The sequence below is a fragment of the Azospirillum terrae genome (assembly GCF_053470425.1).
Genome location: NZ_JBPXMR010000008.1, coordinates 18,746 through 34,778 on the forward strand (window position 1 = coordinate 18,746; position 16,033 = coordinate 34,778).

The 16,033-nt window shown below is 68.3% G+C and carries 23 protein-coding genes, 2 tRNA genes and 1 riboswitch; of the genes, 13 read left to right on the forward strand and 12 right to left on the reverse strand.

Annotation, left to right across the window (positions count from 1 at the left end):
- Positions 1-33 precede the first annotated feature (33 nt).
- The 4 genes from ACSVDD_RS19875 to mgtE form a co-directional block, all read right to left on the reverse strand.
- Complete coding sequence (locus ACSVDD_RS19875; protein WP_448191128.1) at positions 34-810, reverse strand: thiazole synthase; 777 nt, start codon at positions 808-810, stop codon at positions 34-36.
- Between the two features lie 14 nt (positions 811-824).
- Entirely contained in the window at positions 825-1,043 is a 219-nt protein-coding gene (gene thiS, locus ACSVDD_RS19880) for a sulfur carrier protein ThiS (RefSeq protein ID WP_448191129.1), read from the reverse strand.
- The gene (gene thiO / locus ACSVDD_RS19885; protein WP_448191130.1) at positions 1,040-2,218 is read right to left on the reverse strand and encodes a glycine oxidase ThiO; all 1,179 of its coding nucleotides are present in this window, start codon (positions 2,216-2,218) and stop codon (positions 1,040-1,042) included. The genes thiS and thiO overlap by 4 nt, the downstream gene beginning before the upstream one ends.
- Positions 2,210-2,306, reverse strand: a riboswitch (TPP riboswitch). (Overlaps the previous gene by 9 nt.)
- Before the next feature lie 39 nt (positions 2,307-2,345).
- Positions 2,346-3,773, reverse strand: a complete 1,428-nt coding sequence (gene mgtE / locus ACSVDD_RS19890; protein ID WP_448191131.1) for a magnesium transporter — start codon at positions 3,771-3,773, stop codon at positions 2,346-2,348.
- Positions 3,774-4,047: 274 nt separating this feature from the next.
- Here mgtE and ACSVDD_RS19895 point away from each other — a divergent pair, with 274 nt between their 5' ends.
- Positions 4,048-4,365, forward strand: a complete 318-nt coding sequence (locus ACSVDD_RS19895) for an STAS domain-containing protein (RefSeq protein ID WP_448191132.1) — start codon at positions 4,048-4,050, stop codon at positions 4,363-4,365.
- Positions 4,366-4,443: 78 nt separating this feature from the next.
- Here the strand turns inward: ACSVDD_RS19895 and ACSVDD_RS19900 are convergent.
- Positions 4,444-4,530: transfer RNA gene (locus ACSVDD_RS19900), tRNA-Leu, on the reverse strand.
- A gap of 111 nt (positions 4,531-4,641) precedes the next feature.
- Between ACSVDD_RS19900 and lipB the strand changes: the two genes are divergently transcribed.
- The gene (gene lipB / locus ACSVDD_RS19905; protein WP_448191133.1) at positions 4,642-5,286 is read left to right on the forward strand and encodes a lipoyl(octanoyl) transferase LipB; all 645 of its coding nucleotides are present in this window, start codon (positions 4,642-4,644) and stop codon (positions 5,284-5,286) included.
- Here lipB and ACSVDD_RS19910 read toward each other — a convergent pair.
- Complete coding sequence (locus tag ACSVDD_RS19910; RefSeq protein ID WP_448191134.1) at positions 5,283-5,765, reverse strand: DUF8265 family protein; 483 nt, start codon at positions 5,763-5,765, stop codon at positions 5,283-5,285. The two genes, lipB and ACSVDD_RS19910, sit on opposite strands and share 4 nt — an antisense overlap.
- 106 nt (positions 5,766-5,871) lie before the next feature.
- Here ACSVDD_RS19910 and ACSVDD_RS19915 point away from each other — a divergent pair, with 106 nt between their 5' ends.
- On the forward strand, positions 5,872-6,153 hold the full coding sequence (locus ACSVDD_RS19915; RefSeq protein WP_448191135.1) for a BrnT family toxin: 282 nt from the start codon (positions 5,872-5,874) through the stop codon (positions 6,151-6,153).
- Entirely contained in the window at positions 6,113-6,517 is a 405-nt protein-coding gene (locus ACSVDD_RS19920; protein WP_448191136.1) for a helix-turn-helix domain-containing protein, read from the forward strand. Before ACSVDD_RS19915 ends, ACSVDD_RS19920 begins: the two co-directional genes overlap by 41 nt.
- 1 nt (position 6,518) lies before the next feature.
- On the opposite strand, the gene ACSVDD_RS19925 is transcribed toward ACSVDD_RS19920, so the two are convergent.
- Genes ACSVDD_RS19925 through ACSVDD_RS19935 form a run of 3 tightly spaced genes read right to left on the reverse strand, consistent with a single transcriptional unit; the run spans position 6,519 to position 8,786 of the window.
- Entirely contained in the window at positions 6,519-6,803 is a 285-nt protein-coding gene (locus ACSVDD_RS19925; protein ID WP_448191137.1) for an acylphosphatase, read from the reverse strand.
- Complete coding sequence (locus tag ACSVDD_RS19930; RefSeq protein WP_448191138.1) at positions 6,800-7,072, reverse strand: 2TM domain-containing protein; 273 nt, start codon at positions 7,070-7,072, stop codon at positions 6,800-6,802. Before ACSVDD_RS19930 ends, ACSVDD_RS19925 begins: the two co-directional genes overlap by 4 nt.
- Positions 7,065-8,786, reverse strand: coding sequence for a long-chain-fatty-acid--CoA ligase (locus ACSVDD_RS19935; RefSeq protein ID WP_448191139.1), 1,722 nt, complete (start codon positions 8,784-8,786; stop codon positions 7,065-7,067). The genes ACSVDD_RS19930 and ACSVDD_RS19935 overlap by 8 nt, the downstream gene beginning before the upstream one ends.
- A 221-nt stretch (positions 8,787-9,007) precedes the next feature.
- Between ACSVDD_RS19935 and ACSVDD_RS19940 the strand changes: the two genes are divergently transcribed.
- Positions 9,008-9,655, forward strand: coding sequence for a chemotaxis protein (locus tag ACSVDD_RS19940; RefSeq protein WP_448191140.1), 648 nt, complete (start codon positions 9,008-9,010; stop codon positions 9,653-9,655).
- A 183-nt stretch (positions 9,656-9,838) separates the two neighbouring features.
- On the opposite strand, the gene ACSVDD_RS19945 is transcribed toward ACSVDD_RS19940, so the two are convergent.
- From ACSVDD_RS19945 to ACSVDD_RS19955, 3 genes are all read right to left on the reverse strand, one after another.
- Positions 9,839-10,393 carry an NUDIX hydrolase gene (locus ACSVDD_RS19945; protein WP_448191141.1) on the reverse strand — a complete coding sequence of 185 codons (555 nt, stop codon included), beginning with the start codon at positions 10,391-10,393 and terminating at the stop codon, positions 9,839-9,841.
- Positions 10,394-10,476: 83 nt separating this feature from the next.
- A tRNA-Pro gene (locus ACSVDD_RS19950) sits at positions 10,477-10,553 on the reverse strand.
- A gap of 63 nt (positions 10,554-10,616) precedes the next feature.
- Positions 10,617-11,633: a polyprenyl synthetase family protein gene (locus ACSVDD_RS19955; protein ID WP_448191142.1), complete on the reverse strand. Its 1,017-nt coding sequence runs from the start codon at positions 11,631-11,633 to the stop codon at positions 10,617-10,619.
- A 99-nt stretch (positions 11,634-11,732) separates the two neighbouring features.
- On the opposite strand from ACSVDD_RS19955, the gene ACSVDD_RS19960 reads away from it, so the two are divergent.
- The 8 genes from ACSVDD_RS19960 (at position 11,733) to ACSVDD_RS19995 (ending at position 16,032) form a co-directional block, all read left to right on the forward strand.
- A complete protein-coding gene (locus tag ACSVDD_RS19960) occupies positions 11,733-11,948 on the forward strand; it encodes a putative signal transducing protein (RefSeq protein WP_448191143.1) in 216 nt (71 codons plus the stop codon).
- Positions 11,945-12,691 (forward strand): tRNA1(Val) (adenine(37)-N6)-methyltransferase, encoded by a 747-nt coding sequence (locus ACSVDD_RS19965; RefSeq protein ID WP_448191144.1) that lies wholly within the window; start codon positions 11,945-11,947, stop codon positions 12,689-12,691. The genes ACSVDD_RS19960 and ACSVDD_RS19965 overlap by 4 nt, the downstream gene beginning before the upstream one ends.
- 32 nt (positions 12,692-12,723) lie before the next feature.
- Positions 12,724-13,590, forward strand: coding sequence for a S49 family peptidase (locus tag ACSVDD_RS19970; protein WP_448191145.1), 867 nt, complete (start codon positions 12,724-12,726; stop codon positions 13,588-13,590).
- A gap of 13 nt (positions 13,591-13,603) precedes the next feature.
- A complete protein-coding gene (locus ACSVDD_RS19975) occupies positions 13,604-13,993 on the forward strand; it encodes a cyclic nucleotide-binding domain-containing protein (RefSeq protein WP_448191146.1) in 390 nt (129 codons plus the stop codon).
- Between the two features lie 58 nt (positions 13,994-14,051).
- Complete coding sequence (locus tag ACSVDD_RS19980) at positions 14,052-14,330, forward strand: FitA-like ribbon-helix-helix domain-containing protein (protein ID WP_448191147.1); 279 nt, start codon at positions 14,052-14,054, stop codon at positions 14,328-14,330.
- Positions 14,327-14,761 (forward strand): type II toxin-antitoxin system VapC family toxin, encoded by a 435-nt coding sequence (locus tag ACSVDD_RS19985; RefSeq protein WP_448191148.1) that lies wholly within the window; start codon positions 14,327-14,329, stop codon positions 14,759-14,761. Before ACSVDD_RS19980 ends, ACSVDD_RS19985 begins: the two co-directional genes overlap by 4 nt.
- A 31-nt stretch (positions 14,762-14,792) precedes the next feature.
- Positions 14,793-15,068: a hypothetical protein gene (locus ACSVDD_RS19990; RefSeq protein WP_448191149.1), complete on the forward strand. Its 276-nt coding sequence runs from the start codon at positions 14,793-14,795 to the stop codon at positions 15,066-15,068.
- 97 nt (positions 15,069-15,165) lie between these two features.
- Positions 15,166-16,032 (forward strand): glycine--tRNA ligase subunit alpha, encoded by an 867-nt coding sequence (locus tag ACSVDD_RS19995; RefSeq protein ID WP_448191150.1) that lies wholly within the window; start codon positions 15,166-15,168, stop codon positions 16,030-16,032.
- Position 16,033: the final 1 nt, after the last annotated feature.

Consider the following 16,033-nt stretch of genomic DNA (forward strand, 5'->3'; position numbering starts at 1 on the left):
TTGCAAAATGAGATGCCCTAAACTGGCGCGAACTCACGATCCGATCAAGCCGAGTTGCGGGCTGGACGCTTCGGCGCCGAAACGTTTGGGAATCCGCTCGGCAGCCCGCGCGTTCCAGCCGGCGGCCACCGCGTCGCGCATCGCCGCCGCCATGCGCACGGGATCACGCGCCTTGGACACCGCGGTGTTGAGCAGCACCGCCGCACAGCCCAACTCCATGGCGAGCGCCGCGTCGGACGCCGTGCCGATGCCGGCGTCGAGCACGACGGGCACAGAACTGCGGGCGCAGATCACCTCGATGGCGTGCGGGTTGCGGATGCCCAGGCCGGAGCCGATCGGCGCCCCCAGCGGCATCACCGCCGCGGCACCCGCGTCGGCCAGCTTGCGGCAGGTCACCGGATCGTCGGTGCAGTAGGGCAACACGGTGAAGCCGTCCGCCACCAGTTCCGCCGTCGCCTTCAGCAACTCCTCGGAATCGGGGTAGAGCAGTTCGCGGTCGCCGATGACCTCCAGCTTGACCCAGTCCAGGCCCAGCGCCTCGCGGGCGAGTTGGGCGGTCAGCACCGCGTCCTTGGCGGTCAGGCAGCCGGCGGTGTTGGGCAGCAGCGTCACCCGGCCGCCCAGCACGTCGATCAGGCTCTCGCCATAGCCGTCCAGGCTGATCCGGCGGATGGCGGCGGTCGCCACCTCGGTGCCGCCGGCCGCCAGCGCGTCCAGCATGGCCTTCTGGTTGGGGTAGCCGCCGGTGCCCATAAACAGCCGCGAGCGGAAGCTGCGCCCGCCGATGGTGAGCGTGTCGTTCGTCGTCATATTAGGTCTCCCGCTCAGCCGCCCTGGAAGGGACGGACGATTTCCAGCGCGTCGCCGGGCTTCAGCGACGTTTTGGCCCACTGCGCCCGGCGCACCACCGCGCCGTTCAGCGCCACCGCGACGGCTGGAGCGTCCAGCCCGATGCCGCGCGCCAGCAGCAACTCGGCGACGGAGGCCGCTCCCAGCGGCTCCGCCTGCCCGTTCACCCGGATCATGGAGGGGATCACCGTCATGCGGCCTCCGTGAAACGGCCGAGGCCGAAGCCGGCGATGACCGGCTCGGTCTCGCCGGTGAGGATCAGGCGGGAAATCGCGTCGGCGGTCACCGGCACCAGCAGGATGCCGTTGCGGTGGTGGCCGGTGGCATAGACCAGCCCTTCAACCTCACCGAAACCAAGGATCGGCGCGTCGTCGCGGCTGCCGGGACGGAAGCCGGTCCACATCTCGTCGATGGGCAGTTCGGCGACGCCGGGGATCGCCCGCCACGCGCCCTCCAGCAGCGACAAGACCCCGCCGGCCGTCAGGTCGGTGTCGAAGCCGCGCTCCTCGCTGGTGGCGCCGACCAGCAGCCGGCCGTCCAAGCGTGGAACCATATAGCCGCTGGGCGTCCACACGACGTGGCGCAGCAGCGGTTCGGCCGAGTCCATGCGCAGCGCCAGCATCTGCCCCTTGATCGGCCGCACCGGCGGACGGGCCGCGGCGGGCAGCCCGTCGATGCCGCGCGACCACGGGCCGGCGGCCAGAACCACCACGTCGGCGGCGTGCAGCGCGTCGCCGACCCAGACGCCGGTCGCCCGGCCGCCGCGCAGCTCGACGCGGGACACCCCGGCGTTCTCGTGCACCTGGCCGCCGGCCGCCAACACGGCGGTGTGCAGAGCGGTCGCCAGCTTGCGGTTGTCGACCTGATGGTCCTCGCGGCTGTACAGCGCCCCGGCGATGCCCGGTTGCAGGTAGGGCTCGCGCTTGCGGGTCTCGGCACCGCTAAGCAGTTCGATGGGCAGACCCAGGCCGGTCTGGAACTCGTGGAGGAAGCGCAGGCGCGCCATGTCGTCGGCGGTGTGGCCGATGACCAGCGTGCCCTCGGTGCGCAGCTCCACGGACAGGCCGGTGGCCGCCTCCAGGTCGCGGGCGAAAGCGGGCCAGCGCGTCTGGCTGTCGCGGTTGAGGGGGAGCATCCACTCTTCCCCCGGCTCGGTCTCGATGCAGGCGGCGAGCATGCCGCCTGCGGCATGGCTGGCGCCGCGGCCGGCCTCGCCCTGGTCGAAAACATCCACGCGGGCGCCGGCCGAGGCCAGCCTCCAGGCGATGCCCAGGCCGATGACTCCGGCGCCGATCACGGCGACGGACAGGGATTTGGATGCGGATGAATGGACTACGGTTGGATGGACTGCGGGCGCAGAATCGCTCATGCGCGGCTCCCTTCGCTGGCATTACCCAGACAGGTTCGATGGGTTTGATCTCAGCCGCGCACCACGCGCAGCACCCCATGCCGAGGCCCGCATGGTGGCGGGCCGACGCAACCAAAGCAAGAACTTTTTACAACAAAAAGACCGTCGCCAACGCAAGGAACGCGAAGAACCCAACCACGTCGGTGACCGTGGTGAGGAACACCGTGCTGGACACCGCCGGATCGACGCCCAGTTTCTCAAGGCCCAGCGGGATCAGCACGCCGAACAGGCCGGCGACGAACAGGTTGATGATCATGGCGCAGGCAATGACGACGCCGATGGTCGGCTCGAACCACACCCAGGCGATGGCACCGACCAGCACGGCGAAGACGATGCCGTTGATGAGAGCCACCAGAAGTTCCTTGCCGAAGACGCGCCAGACGTTGGAGGCCGACAGCTCGCGCGTCGCCAACGCGCGCACCACGACGGTCAGCGTCTGCGTGCCGGCGTTGCCGCCCATGGAGGCGACGATTGGCATCAGCACGGCCAGCGCCACGAGCTTCTCGATGGTCGCCTCGAACAGCGAGATGACGCCGGACGCGGCGAATGCCGTGCCGAGGTTCACCAGCAGCCACCAAACCCGCGACTTGGAGATCTCGCGCACCGGGCTGTAGACGCCGGTGTCGCCGGCACCGCCGAGCTTCAGGATGTCGTCCTCGGCCTCCTCGTCGATGATGTGCACCACGTCGTCCACCGTGATGACGCCGCGCAGCCGCCCAGTCGGATCGACGACAGGGGCCGACACCAGGGCGTACTGGCGGAACAGGTTCGCCACCTCCTCCTGGTCCATGGTGACGGGGATGGTGTGGCAGTCCTCGCTGGCGAGGTCGGCGATGCGCACCGAGCGCTTCTGCCGCATCACCCGCGACAGCGGCACTGAGCCCACCACCCGGTGCAGCGGGTCCACCACGAAGATGTCGTAGAAATCCTCCGGCAAATCGTCGCCGGACGCCCGCAGGAAGTCCAGCGCCTTGCCCACCGTCCAGAACTGCGGCACCGCGACCAGGTCGCGCTGCATCATGCGGCCGGCGGTGTACTCCTCGAAAGTCAGGTTTTCCTGAACGAGGGCACGGTCCTCGGCGGGGAGGTTGTCGAGGATCTCCCGCCGGGTCTCCTCGTCCATGTCCTCGATGAGGTCGACGGCGTCGTCGGTGTCCAGCTCGGCCACCGCAGCGGCCAGCTCCTTTGGCTCGAAGAGGTCGATGACCTCCTCGCGCAAATCTTCGTTGAGGTGCGACAGCACCTCGCCGTCGAAGTTCGGGCGCAGGACGTCGATGAGGGCTTCGCGCTCGTCCGGGCCGATCTGCTCGATCAGGTCGGCGACGTCGGCGGCGTGCAGTTCCTCGACCTGGGCGCGCGCCTCGTCACGCCGGGAGTCGCGCAGCAGGTCGCGGATCTCCTGCACGAAGTCGGGATCGACGCCGTAGGCGCGCTCCTCCTCGTCCTCGCGGAACTGGTTGGGGCGCGGGTCCTCTGGCGGCGGCAGGTGCGGGTCACGGTTCTCGGCCACGTCCATCGTCCGCTCCCGTTGCGGCAGGCACCGGCGTGTGCGTTGGCCGTGCGGTCAGGACCCTTCGCGGCCATGGCGCACACCGGTGCTCGGTTTGGGGTGCTCGGTTTGTCGAGGAGCCCCGGCGACCCGGCCCCGGCAATCCGGTTGGGCGCGGCCGACAGGGCACGCACGGAATATAGGCGGGGCGCGCCTTTGTCCAGCGCGCCAGACCAGCTCGGCGCACGAACTTTGTTTCATCGCCGGCATACGTGGGTAATATGGGCACGAACGAGAGCAGGTGAGCACGCAAACGATGGAATATGCCTTCACCGACGTGGAGGGACAGGAGGGCATCCTGCTGTCCGGGCGCTTCACCTACGACGACAGCCCCAAGTTCCACGACATGCTCGATGAGTGGGATTTCGCGGCCAAGCCGGACATCCCGCTCGACCTGCGCTATCTGACGTTCGTGGATTCGACGGCCATCGGCATGCTGTTCATCCTAGCCAACCGCTGCCGCGACCGGAAGGGCAGCGTCAGCGTCGTGAACGCCCAGCCCTACATCGTCCAGACTATGCGCCGGGTGTCGCTGGACCAGTACCTCGACATCCGATAGGGCCGGAGCCCGGATACGAAAAAGCCCGCTCGGCCAGAGGCCTGCGGGCTTTTCGTTTATCTCCAAGGGGCTTGGAGATGGTGCGGTCGAGAAGACTCGAACTTCCACGACATTTCTGTCACAGCGACCTCAACGCTGCGCGTCTACCAATTCCGCCACGACCGCATCTGGTAGTCATCCGATGCTTGCACCGGAGTGGGCGGGGGAATACCAGATCCCGATGGCGGGATCAAGCCGCGCATTTCATCTGTACGCAAGAAAGTGGTCTGCCCACCCATGAACCCTATCGAATGGCGCATCAGCGACGAGCCCGTCCCCTATGAGCAGGCCATCGCCGAGATGGAGGCCCGCGTCGAGGCGATCCGCTCGGGCAACGCGCCGGAGCTGGTCTGGCTGCTGGAGCACCCGCCGCTCTACACGGCCGGCACCAGTGCGCGCGACGAGGATCTGCTGGAGCCCGACCGCTTCCCGGTCCACCGCACCGGCCGCGGCGGGCAGTTCACCTATCATGGGCCGGGGCAGCGGGTGGCCTACGTGATGCTCGACCTGAAGACGCGCGGGGCGGACGTGCGCGCCTATGTCCGCGACCTGGAGGAGTGGCTGATTCGCACGCTGGCCTCCTTCAACATCAAGGGCGAGCGGCGCGAGGGCCGCGTCGGCATCTGGGTCGACAAGAGCCCCTATGGCGGGCTGAAAGGCCAGGAGGACAAAATCGCCGCCATCGGCGTGCGGGTGCGCCGCTGGGTGAGCTTCCACGGCGTGGCGCTCAACGTCGAGCCGGACCTGACGCACTTCCAAGGCATCGTGCCCTGCGGCATCAGCCAGTACGGCGTGACGTCGATGGTGGCGCTGGGGCATCTGGTGACCATGCCCGACGTCGATTCGGCGATGATCGCGGCGTGGGAGGAGGTGTTCGGCTAACGGCGCTTGGACGTGGGAGCCGGGAGCCCGGACACCGCGCGGTCCTCGTTGCGCATGGACAGGACGGCGCACTGGGTGCTGTCGCCGTTGCGGAACAGGTAGATCATCTTCGGGTTGGCGAGCTTGCCGGGGTCGTGCAGGTTCAGCCCGTGCCCGAAGGCCACGCCCAGCACCTCGCCCTTGTAGACGGCGCGGAAACGCAGCGCCTGCTTTTCGACGAAGTTCCGGGCGGCGCAGGCGTCCGTCAGCTTCTTGTCGAACGTGCCGGCCTTACGCCAGTCCAGGTCGGAGCGGATGGTCACCCATTGCGGCGGCATCGGGAAATGCACCACCGGCGGCGACAAGGGCAGGTCGTAGCCGCCCGGCGGCAGCGGCGCCAAATGCTGCGGATCGGTGCGCTCCAGCGGTGCCGCCATGGCCGGGAAGGCCAGGAAAGCGGCGCACGCCGCGACGCTGTGGAGAAGGCCGGAACGGGTCATGCGGTGGAGGGTAGCCTGGACATGGCTAACGCTTCGCTAACCGGCGAGCGCATATTGCGGTATGTACGGCATTGCCGCATGCTCGATTCCGAGTTAGCGTTGCCCGATGCGAGCCGAGTTTGATCCGGCGAAGGACGCCTCCAATATTCAGAAGCATGGGGTCAGCCTCACCTTCGGCATCGCCGTGCTCGCCGACCCGGATCGCCTGTCGGACGTGGACAGCCGTCACGATTACGGCGAGAAGCGGGTGAACGTCCTGGGCCGGGTTGGCGACCGGGTGTACGTCGTGACCTACACGCAACGTGGTGACGCCCTGCGCATCATTTCCGTCAGAAAGGCAAACCGCCGTGAGCAACGCCGATATGATCACGCTCAGGGTCAATCCTGACGGCACCGCGGTCCGGGTCTTTCCGGACGGACGGGAAGAGCCCTACGCCATTCCGGAACCGGATCATGCGCGTCTGGATGCGATGAGCGACGAGGAACTGACGGCCAACGCGATGGCCGATCCGGACGCCCAGCCCCTGCACGACGACCAACTCGACCGGATGGAAGCCAATGCGCGAATCCGCAGGATTCGCGGCAAGCTGCGCCTGACCCAGGCCGCCTTCGCCGAACGGTTCCGCATCCCAGTGGCGAGCCTGCGCGATTGGGAGCAGGGCCGGCGGGTGCCGGACTCCGCCACCCTCGCCTACCTGACGGTGATCGAGCGCGATCCCGGCGCGGTGGTGCGGGCGCTGGCCGCCGAATAACTCACGCCGTCGGCCGCTGTTCGAACGGGCCAGTTCCGGGATCGGCGGCGGGCTCGACGGCCACGTCGCGGACGATTGCGGCGGGCGGGCCCTCGCGGCAGGCGGCCAGCATGGCGTCCACACGATCCGCCGGGCCGGCGAACAGCGCCTCCACCGTGCCGTCGGCGCGGTTGCGCACCCACCCGTTCAAGCCCAGCGCCCTCGCCCGCTCCACCGTCCAGCCGCGGTACCACACGCCCTGCACGCGGCCCGAAATCCGCGCCAGAACCGACTTGCGCCCGCTCACGCCCCCTCCCCGCCCGGCGGTTTGCGGCCAATCAGGCCCATGGCGTAGGCGGCGTGGATCGCCAGCGGCGCGCCCCAGCCGACCAGGGGCAGCGCGAACCACGGCGTGCCGGGATCGAGCACCGCGTTGACCGGCACCAACACCACCATCACCGCGAAATAGGCGATCAGGTGGTTGAGGAAGCCGCGCAGCCGGCGGCGCTTGGCGGCATCGACAGCCGGATCGGCGGCGGGATCGGGCGGTGGGGCATCGGGCCTCGTGTCAGCCATGCTCAACGCGTTCTCCTCCTTCGGCACGCTTCGCCGTCTCCTCGTCCACCAGCGCCTTGCGGTTCAGCTTGCCGATCATGGTCTTCGGCAGTTCGTCGCGGAACTCGATGATCTTCGGCATCTCGATGGGCGACAGCTTGTCCTTGAGGAAACCGCACAGTTCCTCCTTGGTCAACGTCTCGCCGTCGAGAACGCGCACATAGGCCTTCACCGTCTGGCCGCGGTAGTCGTCGGGCAGGCCGGCCACCACGCACTCGGCCACCGCCGGGTGCAGGTAGATCGCCTCCTCGATGTTGCGCGGGTAGACGTTGAAGCCGCTGCACAGGATCATGTCCTTGATGCGGTCGACGATGAAGACGTAGCCGTCCTCGTCCATGGTGCCGACGTCGCCGGTGTGCAGCCGGCCGTCCACCAGCGTCTGCGCGGTCTCGTGCGGCTTGTTCCAGTAGGCCTTCATCACCTGCGGGCCGCGGATGCACACCTCGCCCTTCTCGCCGATGCCCAGCACGCGCCGGGGCTCGTCCAGGCTGACGATCTCGATCACCGTGCCGGGCAGCGGCAGGCCGATGGAGCCCGGCTTGTTGCCCCCGCGCAGCGGGTTGCCGGTGGCCACCGGCGAGGATTCCGACAGGCCGTAGCCCTCCACCAGGACGCAGCCGGTGTTGCGCTCGAACGCCTCCTTCACCTCCACCGGCAGCGGCGCGCCGCCCGAGAAGCAGAAGCGGATCGACGACAGGTCGAACTTCGCCAGATCCTTGTGGTGGTTGATCGCCGTGTAGATGGTCGGCACCGCCGGGAACAGCGTCGGCTTCCGGTCGTGGATGGTCCGCATGACCTGATCGAGGTCGAAGCGCGGCAGCAGGATGATCTCCGCGCCGAACCGGATGCTCAGGTTCATCACCACGGTCATGGCGAACACGTGGAAGAACGGCAGCACGCCCAGCATGCGCTCCGTTCCCGGCTCGGCGCCGACGAACCACAGCGAACACTGCACCGTGTTGGCGTACAGGTTGGCGTGCGTCAGCATCGCCCCCTTGGGTACGCCGGTGGTGCCGCCGGTGTATTGCAGCACCGCCACGTCCTGCGTCGGGTCGATGGCGACCGGGTCGGGACGGCCGTCGTTGGCGGTCAGGCGGCGGAAGGGAACGGTGCGCTCGTCGGCCGGGACCTGCGCCAGCTCCTTGCGCCGGGCGATGGGGAACAGCCAGTTCTTGGGGAACGGCAGGATGTCGGCCATCGGGCAGACGACGACGCGCTTCAGCCCGGTCTCCACCAGCATCCGCGCCATCTTGTCGTAGAGCACGGCGAGGTCGAGCGTCACCATGGTCTCGACGCCGCTGTCGTCGATCTGGTGCTTCAGCTCGCGCTCGGCGTAGAGCGGGTTGAAGTTCACCACCGTGCCGCCGGCCTTGAGGATGGCGAAGTAGCAGACGACGTAATAGGGCGTGTTGGGCAGGAACAGGCCGACGCGAACCCCCTTGCGCACGCCCAGCTCCTGAAAGCCCTTGGCGGCACGGTCCACCAGGGCGGACACCTCGCGGTAGGTGCTGCGCTTGCCGAGGAAGTCCAGGCAGGGGCGGTCGGCGAACGCCGTCGCCGCCTCGTCCATCAGCTCGTAGAGCGGCCGGCAGGGCAGCGGCGCGTGGTAGTCCACGTCCTTCGGATAGTCGCGTTCCCACGGAAAGCCGGACAGAGTCACGGCGGCGTCACCCATGTATATCCTCCCCTATCGCCATTGCCCGTTGTGCGCCGGGCTTATCGTCAACCGATGTCGACTGTCCCGCAGATGGGCCGCAAACGCCACCAAAACAACCCGGCCGCCCCGCTTCCGCTTGTGTGAAATACGGGGCGCGACATTCGACCGTGTGCACAAAAGTCCGTTAGCGATTTCATAAGTGATCCTGTCTAGCGTCGTGCGCGCAGGAGGGCTCCGGCATGGCGGAGGATGGGAGCGACACGGCGCAGGACCGGCGGGCCGCCGGTGCCGAAGGCGTGCGCTCCGATGGCTCCTACTACGACCCCGACTTCAAGGCTTACGTGGTGCCGGTGGTGCTCGGCCATCACCGCATTTCGTCGCGCATCGACGACATGCTGGTGACGACGCTGGGTTCCTGCGTGGCCGCCTGCCTGCACGATCCGGTGGCGCGGGTCGGCGGCATGAACCATTTCCTGCTGCCCGGCGCCCCGGCGGAGGGCGGCATCGGCGTCGCCACCCGGTACGGCAGCGTCGCGATGGAGCGGCTGATCAACGATCTGCTGGCCCGCGGCGCCGCCAAGGAGCGGCTGGAGGTCAAGCTGTTCGGCGCCGCGCGGGTGATCGAAAGCCGCATGGACGTGGGCGCCTCCAACGCCGCCTTCGTGCTGGACTTCGTCAAACGCGAGGGGCTGACGCTGAGCGGTTGCGACCTGGGCGGCGCCAGCGGCCGGCGCGTCCACTTCTTCCCCACCACCGGCAAGGCCATGCGCCGCCTGCTGCGCCCGGAGACCGAGCGCGAAACCGTGTCGCAGGAACTGGACTACCTCAGAACGCTCAGGCACGCGCCACTGGAGGGCGACGTGGAGCTGTTCGACCGGCACCGGTAGAGCCCCAGCCGCCCTTGCAACGGAATGCAACGTTATGCAACGCGATTTCAGCGAGCGTTGCATCCGTTCGGCGTCGTGCGGACGCACCTTGCCAACGAGGAATTGCATCCTGCAGCACATGACCGGCAGGAGCAAACGCGCCGGGCCGGCGGCGGCGAACGGCATGGCGCCGGGGGAGTTCCGTCAGCCGAGCGCCAGCAGCGCCAGCGCCATCCCGGCGGCATGCGAGACGATGGGCACGGAGCCGTCCGCCAGCGCGGCGCGCAGTTGCGCCGGGGTCAGAGCCACCACCTCGCTTGCCTCCAGGTCGCCGGAGGAGGGCGGCTGGACCCGTGCCGCGCCGGTGGCGAGGTAGACGTGCTCGGTCCCATAGCCCTGGTTGGCATCGCGCATGAAGGTGCCCAGCGGCCGCCAGTCCGCGGCGGTGTGGCCGGTTTCCTCCAGCAATTCGCGCCGGATGGCGTCGAGCGGGTCCTCGCCCGGCTCCACGTTGCCGCCGGGCAGCGTGAGCCCGGCGCGGCGCGGGCCGTGCAGGTATTGCCGCAGCGTGAGAATGGCGCCGCCGGCGGTCTGCGCCGCGACGATGGCGGAGGTCGGCTTCTCGATCCGGTAATAGTCGTCGACGATTCGGCCGGACGGCAGCTCGACCGTCTCCACCGCCACCTCCAGGCCGCGCGGCGTGGTGAACAGGCTGCGGCGATCAAGGATCGTCCAGGGCTTTCCGACAGTGCGCGGCATGATGGAGTCCCGGAAAAGAAAATGCCCGGTGGTTCGTGTGAACCACCGGGCACTGTCCGCAAGCATCGGGCTGCTTGCAACCTTGGTCGGAGAGAGAGGATTCGAACCTCCGGCCCCTGCCTCCCGAAAGCAGTGCTCTACCAGGCTGAGCTACTCTCCGTTCGACCGGCGTCGCCGCCGGTGGAGCGGGTATATAACGGCTCCGATCCCGCCCTGCAAGCTCTTAATAGTCGCGATCGATAACGAAATCGATGACGTCCAGAAGCGCCCGCTTCACAGCGCTGTCCGGGAACAGGCCGAGCGCGTCGCGGGCGATGGCGCCATAGTGGCGAGCACGCTCCACGGTGTCCTTCAGGGCGGTGTGCTTGACCATCAGCTGCTGCGCATGCTCCAGGTCGCCGTCCTGCTGGTCCAGATCCTCCATGGTGCGGCGCCAGAAGGCGCGCTCCTCGTCGTTGCCGCGGCGGAACGCCAGCACGATGGGCAGCGTGATCTTGCCCTCGCGGAAATCGTCGCCGACAGTCTTGCCCAGCTTCGCCTGCTTGGCCGAGTAGTCCAGCACGTCGTCAACGAGCTGGAACGCGATGCCTAAGTTCATGCCGTAGTCGTAGAGCGCCATTTCCTCCGCCTGCGGGCGGCCGGCCACCACGGCGCCGACGCGGCAGGCGGCGGCGAACAGCTCGGCCGTCTTGGCCTTGATGACCGCGAGGTAGGCCTGCTCGCTGGTTTCGGTGTCGTTGGAGGTCTGGAGCTGGAGCACCTCGCCTTCGGCGATGACGGCCGACGCGTTGGACAGGATGCGCAGCACGTCCAGCGAGCCCACGTCCACCATCAGCTGGAAGGCGCGCGAGAACAGGAAATCACCGACCAGCACGCTGGCCTTGTTGCCGAACACCGCGTTGGCCGAGGCGAGGCCGCGGCGCAGGTCGCTTTCGTCCACCACGTCGTCGTGCAGCAGCGTCGCGGTGTGGATGAACTCCACCACGGCGGCGAGCATTTTGTGATTGTCGCCCTGGTAGCCGCACATCTGGGCGGCGGCCAGCGTCAGGACGGGGCGCAGCCGCTTGCCGCCGGCGGCGATGATGTAGCCCGCCAGCTGCGGGATCATCTCCACCGACGAATGCATGTTCGCCAGGATCAGCTCGTTGACCGCCCCGAGATCGTGGTCGACCAGTCCGGTCAACTCGTCCAGCGGGGTGGATTTGCGCCGTTTCGGATCGAGGTTCGTTACGACCGCCAAGGCCGGCTCCAATCATGATTGACGTGGCGACACCCGGCAGCGAGCATAACGGCATACCCTGTTCGGTCAAGTCCGCTCGCCCATGCCCACCGGAGAGCCATGCGAGAGCTTCTGCGTACCACCGACGCCGTGCGTTTGTCATGGCTTGTCGCCTTGCTGGCGGACGCCGGGATCGAGGCGCACATTTTCGACACCCACATGTCGATCCTGGAAGGCTCCATCGGCGCCTTCCCGCGCCGGCTCATGGTGTTGGCGGACGACGAGGCGGCGGCGCGCCGCGTTCTGAAGGATGCTGGAGAGGAGTTGGGGTCATGACCGAAGCCGCGGCTGAGGGTGAGGATACGCTGCTGGGCGGGCGCGTGCGCATCGCGCAGCCGCCGGACGGCTACCGCGCCGCCATCGACCCGGTGCTGCTGGCGGCGTGCACGGCGGCCGAGCCGGGGGAGCGGGTGCTGGACGTCGGCGCCGGCACCGGAGCGGCCTCGCTGTGCCTCGCCACGCGGGTGCCGGAGTGCCGCGTCGTCGGGCTGGAGAAGTACGCGGAAGTCGCCGCCTACGCCCGCCACAACATCGAGCTGAACGGCCTGCCGGGCCGGACCTGGGTGGTGGTCGCCGACCTGCTGTCGCCGCCGCTGACGGTGGCGCCGGCCTCGTTCGACCGGGTGATGATGAATCCGCCCTATCTCAGGGCCGACGCCGCCACGGCCCCGCCCGACCCCTGGAAGGCCGTCGCCAACGTCGAGGGAGAGGCGACGCTGGCCCATTGGATCGCCTTCGCCGCCACCATGCTGAAGGCTCGCGGCATGCTGACGCTGGTGCACCGCGCCGACCGGGTGGACGAGATCCTGGCGCTGCTGCACGGCCGCTTCGGCGGCACCGTGCTGTTCCCGCTGTGGCCGCGGGCCGGAGAGGCGGCGAAGCGCGTGCTGGTGTCCGCACAGCGGGACAGCAAGGCGCCGATGCGGCTGGCCGCCGGGATGGTGCTGCACGAGGCGGACGGGAGCTACACCACGGCGGCGGAGCGCGTCCTGCGCGATGCGGAGGGGCTGCCTCTTTGACCGGCGCGTCTTCATACCCATCTCTTTCGGCGATGATCCGCTCCCTCCTCTCCAAACTCCCCTTCGGCCCGTGGTGCGAGCGCGGCCCGTTGGTGTCCGTGGTGCGTCTGTCCGGCGCCATCGGTCAGGTCGGCCCGTTCCGCCCCGGCCTGTCTCTGGAAGCGGTGGCGCCGCTGCTGGAGCGCGCCTTCGCCCGCAAGGGACAGGCGGCGGTGGCGCTGCTGATCAACTCGCCCGGCGGCTCGCCGGTGCAGTCGGCGCTGATCGCCAAGCGCATCCGCGACCTGTCGGAAGAGAAGAAGCTGCCGGTGCTGGCCTTCTGTGAGGACGTCGCGGCGTCCGGCGGCTATTGGCTGGCCTGCGCGGCGGACGAGATCTTCGCCGACGAAAGCTCCATCGTCGGCTCCATCGGCGTGGTCTATTCCAGCTTCGGCCTCAACGACTTCATCGAGCGGCACGGCATCGAGCGGCGCGTGCACACCGCCGGCGATAAGAAGGTGCTGCTCGACCCCTTCTCGCCGGAGCGCGAGGACGGCGTGGCGCACCTCAAGGCCATCCAGGCGGAGATCCACGACAGCTTCAAGGCCATGGTCCGCGCCCGGCGCGGCGCCAAGCTGAACGGACCGGACGACGAGCTGTTCTCCGGCGCCTTCTGGGCCGGGCGGCGGGCGCTGGACCTCGGGCTGATCGACGGCATCGGCGACGCGCGCGGCACACTGCGGGCACGCTATGGCGAGAAGGTGCGCATCGACCTGCTGCACGAGCACCGGCCATGGTGGCGGCGCCTGCCGTTTCGTTCCCAATCCCGGCCCTGGGCCGCGGAGTTCGCCGCAGAACTCGCCGAGGGGGCGCTGGGCGCCGTCGAGGAGCGCGCGCTGTGGGCGCGCTTCGGCCTGTAGGGGAGTGGTGGGGATGAGCCAGAGTCAGGGGCAGGTGTTGAGCCGCCGCGTGGTCCACAAGGATCAGGTGATCTTCCGCGAGGGCGAACCGGGCAATGTCATGTTCCTGGTGCAGAGCGGCCGCGTGCGGATCTGGCGCGGCACGGCCGAGGACAAGGTGGAGATCGGCGTGGTGCCGCAGGGCGGCATCTTCGGCGAAATGGCGATCTTCGACGGCAAGCCGCGCATGGCCAGCGCGTCGGCCATGGAGGAGACGGTGTTGGTGCAGATCCAGGGCGACCACGTGCGCGAGGCGCTGCGCAAGGCCGATCCCATCGTCGGCAAGCTGATCCAGATCGTGCTCGACTCCGCCCGCAGCCTCGCCGCGCAGGTGGAGGCGGCGCACGGGGGCAAGGGGAAGTAGGGTCCGTTGAAGAGGGGCGCTGGCCGGGGTATCTTTCTGGCGGACGGAGGACGCAGCCATGGGCCACCTGACCCTGAACATCCGGGACGACGAGTTGATCGGCCGGTTGAAGAGCCGCGCCGCGGCGCATGGGCGAACCCTTGAGGAAGAGCATCAGGAAATCCTCAGGGAGGTGTTGCAGACGCCGGTGCAACCGCCGGCCTCGGGCCCGGATTTTTGGGAGTTGGCTGCGCAACGCCGTGAAAGACTGCGCGGGCGGACATTCCCAGACACGACGCAGATGATTCGCGACGATCGGGATCGGCGCGCCGGGCTCATCCCGGATGAGCCTGAATGAACGCGGTGTCTGTCGTCGACAGCAGCGTTGCCATCAAATGGATGGTGCCGGAGGACGGCTCGGACATGGCGGCCGATCTGCGGCGCTTTGACTTGATCGCACCGGATTTGCTGAGGATCGAGTGCAGCAACGTGCTGTGGCGTCTGGTGAACGGAAATGCGCTGCCCTTGGACGAGGCTTTTGGCTCATTGGATGATTTGGCTGCGGGAACGATCCGATATTTCCCTTGCGGAGAGTTGGAGCGCACTGCGCTGGAGATCGCCATCGAACTGCGGCACCCCATTTACGACTGCTATTATCTGGCGCTTGCCGAGCGCGAGAACGCGCCTCTGGTCACCGATGATCGCCGGCTTGTCCGGGCGGCCCGGCAGCACGACCGCTTCCGCTCCCTCGTGTTGAGCTTGGACGAAGTCCACCGCATCCGCCCTTGACCCCCCGCCGCGGTGCCCGCATCCTGCGGCCATGCTTTCGTTCTCCAAGCTCATCCTGCTGGCCCTGGTGATCGGCGCCGTATGGTTCGGCTGGCGCTGGTTCCAGCGCGTCGACGCCGTGCGCCGCGAGCATCTGCGCCGTCAGGCCGCCCCGCGCCCCGCCGCATCGCCGCACCGCGGCGCCCAGCCCGAGCCGGCCCGCGACGTGTCGGCCGAGGATATGGAGAAGTGCCCGGAATGCGGAGCCTACGTGGCGCCGCGCTCGGCCACGTCGTGCGGGCGGACGGGGTGCCCGTACGGGCGGTGACGCCCGGCTAATCTCTGGGGCTTGGTGACCGCTTGATTTGGCGGAGTCGCCCGCGTATCGTGCGCGGCGCTTTCAACCGACCCGTATGTGACTGCCCATGGCGTCCTCAAAGAGCCTGTCTTTCCAGGCCCTCATCCTGAAGCTTCACCAGTTCTGGTCCGAGCAGGGCTGCGTGATTCTCCAGCCCTACGACATGGAAGTCGGGGCCGGCACCTTCCATCCCGCGACGACGCTGCGCGCGCTTGGGCCGCAGCCGTGGAAGGCCGCCTACGTGCAGCCCTCGCGCCGCCCGAAGGATGGCCGCTACGGCGAGAATCCGAACCGGCTCCAGCACTATTACCAGTATCAGGTGATCCTCAAGCCCTCGCCGGCCAACGCGCAGGAGCTGTACCTGAAGAGCCTGGAAGTGCTGGGCATCGACCCCAAGCTGCACGACATCCGCTTCGTCGAGGACGACTGGGAGAGCCCGACGCTGGGCGCCTGGGGTCTGGGCTGGGAGGTGTGGTGTGACGGCATGGAGGTCACGCAGTTCACCTATTTCCAGCAGGTCGGCGGCATCGAGTGCGACCCAGTGTCGGTCGAGCTGACCTACGGGCTGGAGCGTCTGGCGATGTACGTGCAGGGCGTCGAGAACGTCTACGACCTCGACTTCAACGGCGAGGGCGTGAAGTACGGCGACGTTTTCAAGCGCGCCGAGATCGAGTACTCCGCCTACAATTTCGAGCACGCCAACACCGACGCGCTGCTTCAGCACTTCAAGGACGCCGAGGCCGAGTGCCAGGCGCTGGTCGCCAAGGGCGTGGCCCTGCCCGCCTACGACCAGTGCATCAAGGCGTCGCACCTCTTCAACCTGCTGGACGCGCGCGGCGTGATCAGCGTCGTCGAGCGCGCCGCCTACATCGGCCGCGTGCGCGCGCTGGCCAAGGCGTGCTGCGAGGCGTGGACCGCCGGAGGGGCCAAGTAAC

Bases quoted from the DNA above. Each gene is read 5' to 3' on its own strand.
- ACSVDD_RS19875 (WP_448191128.1), bottom strand. From the start codon at position 810: ATGACGACGAACGACACGCTCACCATCGGCGGGCGCAGCTTCCGCTCG.
- ACSVDD_RS19910 (WP_448191134.1), bottom strand. From the start codon at position 5,765: ATGACCCGTTCCGGCCTTCTCCACAGCGTCGCGGCGTGCGCCGCTTTC.
- ACSVDD_RS19995 (WP_448191150.1), top strand. From the start codon at position 15,166: ATGGCGTCCTCAAAGAGCCTGTCTTTCCAGGCCCTCATCCTGAAGCTT.
- ACSVDD_RS19975 (WP_448191146.1), top strand. From the start codon at position 13,604: ATGAGCCAGAGTCAGGGGCAGGTGTTGAGCCGCCGCGTGGTCCACAAG.
- ACSVDD_RS19990 (WP_448191149.1), top strand. From the start codon at position 14,793: ATGCTTTCGTTCTCCAAGCTCATCCTGCTGGCCCTGGTGATCGGCGCC.
- thiS (WP_448191129.1), bottom strand. From the start codon at position 1,043: ATGACGGTGATCCCCTCCATGATCCGGGTGAACGGGCAGGCGGAGCCG.
- ACSVDD_RS19940 (WP_448191140.1), top strand. From the start codon at position 9,008: ATGGCGGAGGATGGGAGCGACACGGCGCAGGACCGGCGGGCCGCCGGT.
- ACSVDD_RS19985 (WP_448191148.1), top strand. From the start codon at position 14,327: ATGAACGCGGTGTCTGTCGTCGACAGCAGCGTTGCCATCAAATGGATG.
- ACSVDD_RS19945 (WP_448191141.1), bottom strand. From the start codon at position 10,393: ATGCCGCGCACTGTCGGAAAGCCCTGGACGATCCTTGATCGCCGCAGC.
- ACSVDD_RS19930 (WP_448191138.1), bottom strand. From the start codon at position 7,072: ATGGCTGACACGAGGCCCGATGCCCCACCGCCCGATCCCGCCGCCGAT.
- ACSVDD_RS19970 (WP_448191145.1), top strand. From the start codon at position 12,724: ATGATCCGCTCCCTCCTCTCCAAACTCCCCTTCGGCCCGTGGTGCGAG.
- ACSVDD_RS19915 (WP_448191135.1), top strand. From the start codon at position 5,872: ATGCGAGCCGAGTTTGATCCGGCGAAGGACGCCTCCAATATTCAGAAG.
- ACSVDD_RS19965 (WP_448191144.1), top strand. From the start codon at position 11,945: ATGACCGAAGCCGCGGCTGAGGGTGAGGATACGCTGCTGGGCGGGCGC.
- ACSVDD_RS19980 (WP_448191147.1), top strand. From the start codon at position 14,052: ATGGGCCACCTGACCCTGAACATCCGGGACGACGAGTTGATCGGCCGG.
- mgtE (WP_448191131.1), bottom strand. From the start codon at position 3,773: ATGGACGTGGCCGAGAACCGTGACCCGCACCTGCCGCCGCCAGAGGAC.
- ACSVDD_RS19935 (WP_448191139.1), bottom strand. From the start codon at position 8,786: ATGGGTGACGCCGCCGTGACTCTGTCCGGCTTTCCGTGGGAACGCGAC.
- thiO (WP_448191130.1), bottom strand. From the start codon at position 2,218: ATGAGCGATTCTGCGCCCGCAGTCCATCCAACCGTAGTCCATTCATCC.
- lipB (WP_448191133.1), top strand. From the start codon at position 4,642: ATGAACCCTATCGAATGGCGCATCAGCGACGAGCCCGTCCCCTATGAG.
- ACSVDD_RS19960 (WP_448191143.1), top strand. From the start codon at position 11,733: ATGCGAGAGCTTCTGCGTACCACCGACGCCGTGCGTTTGTCATGGCTT.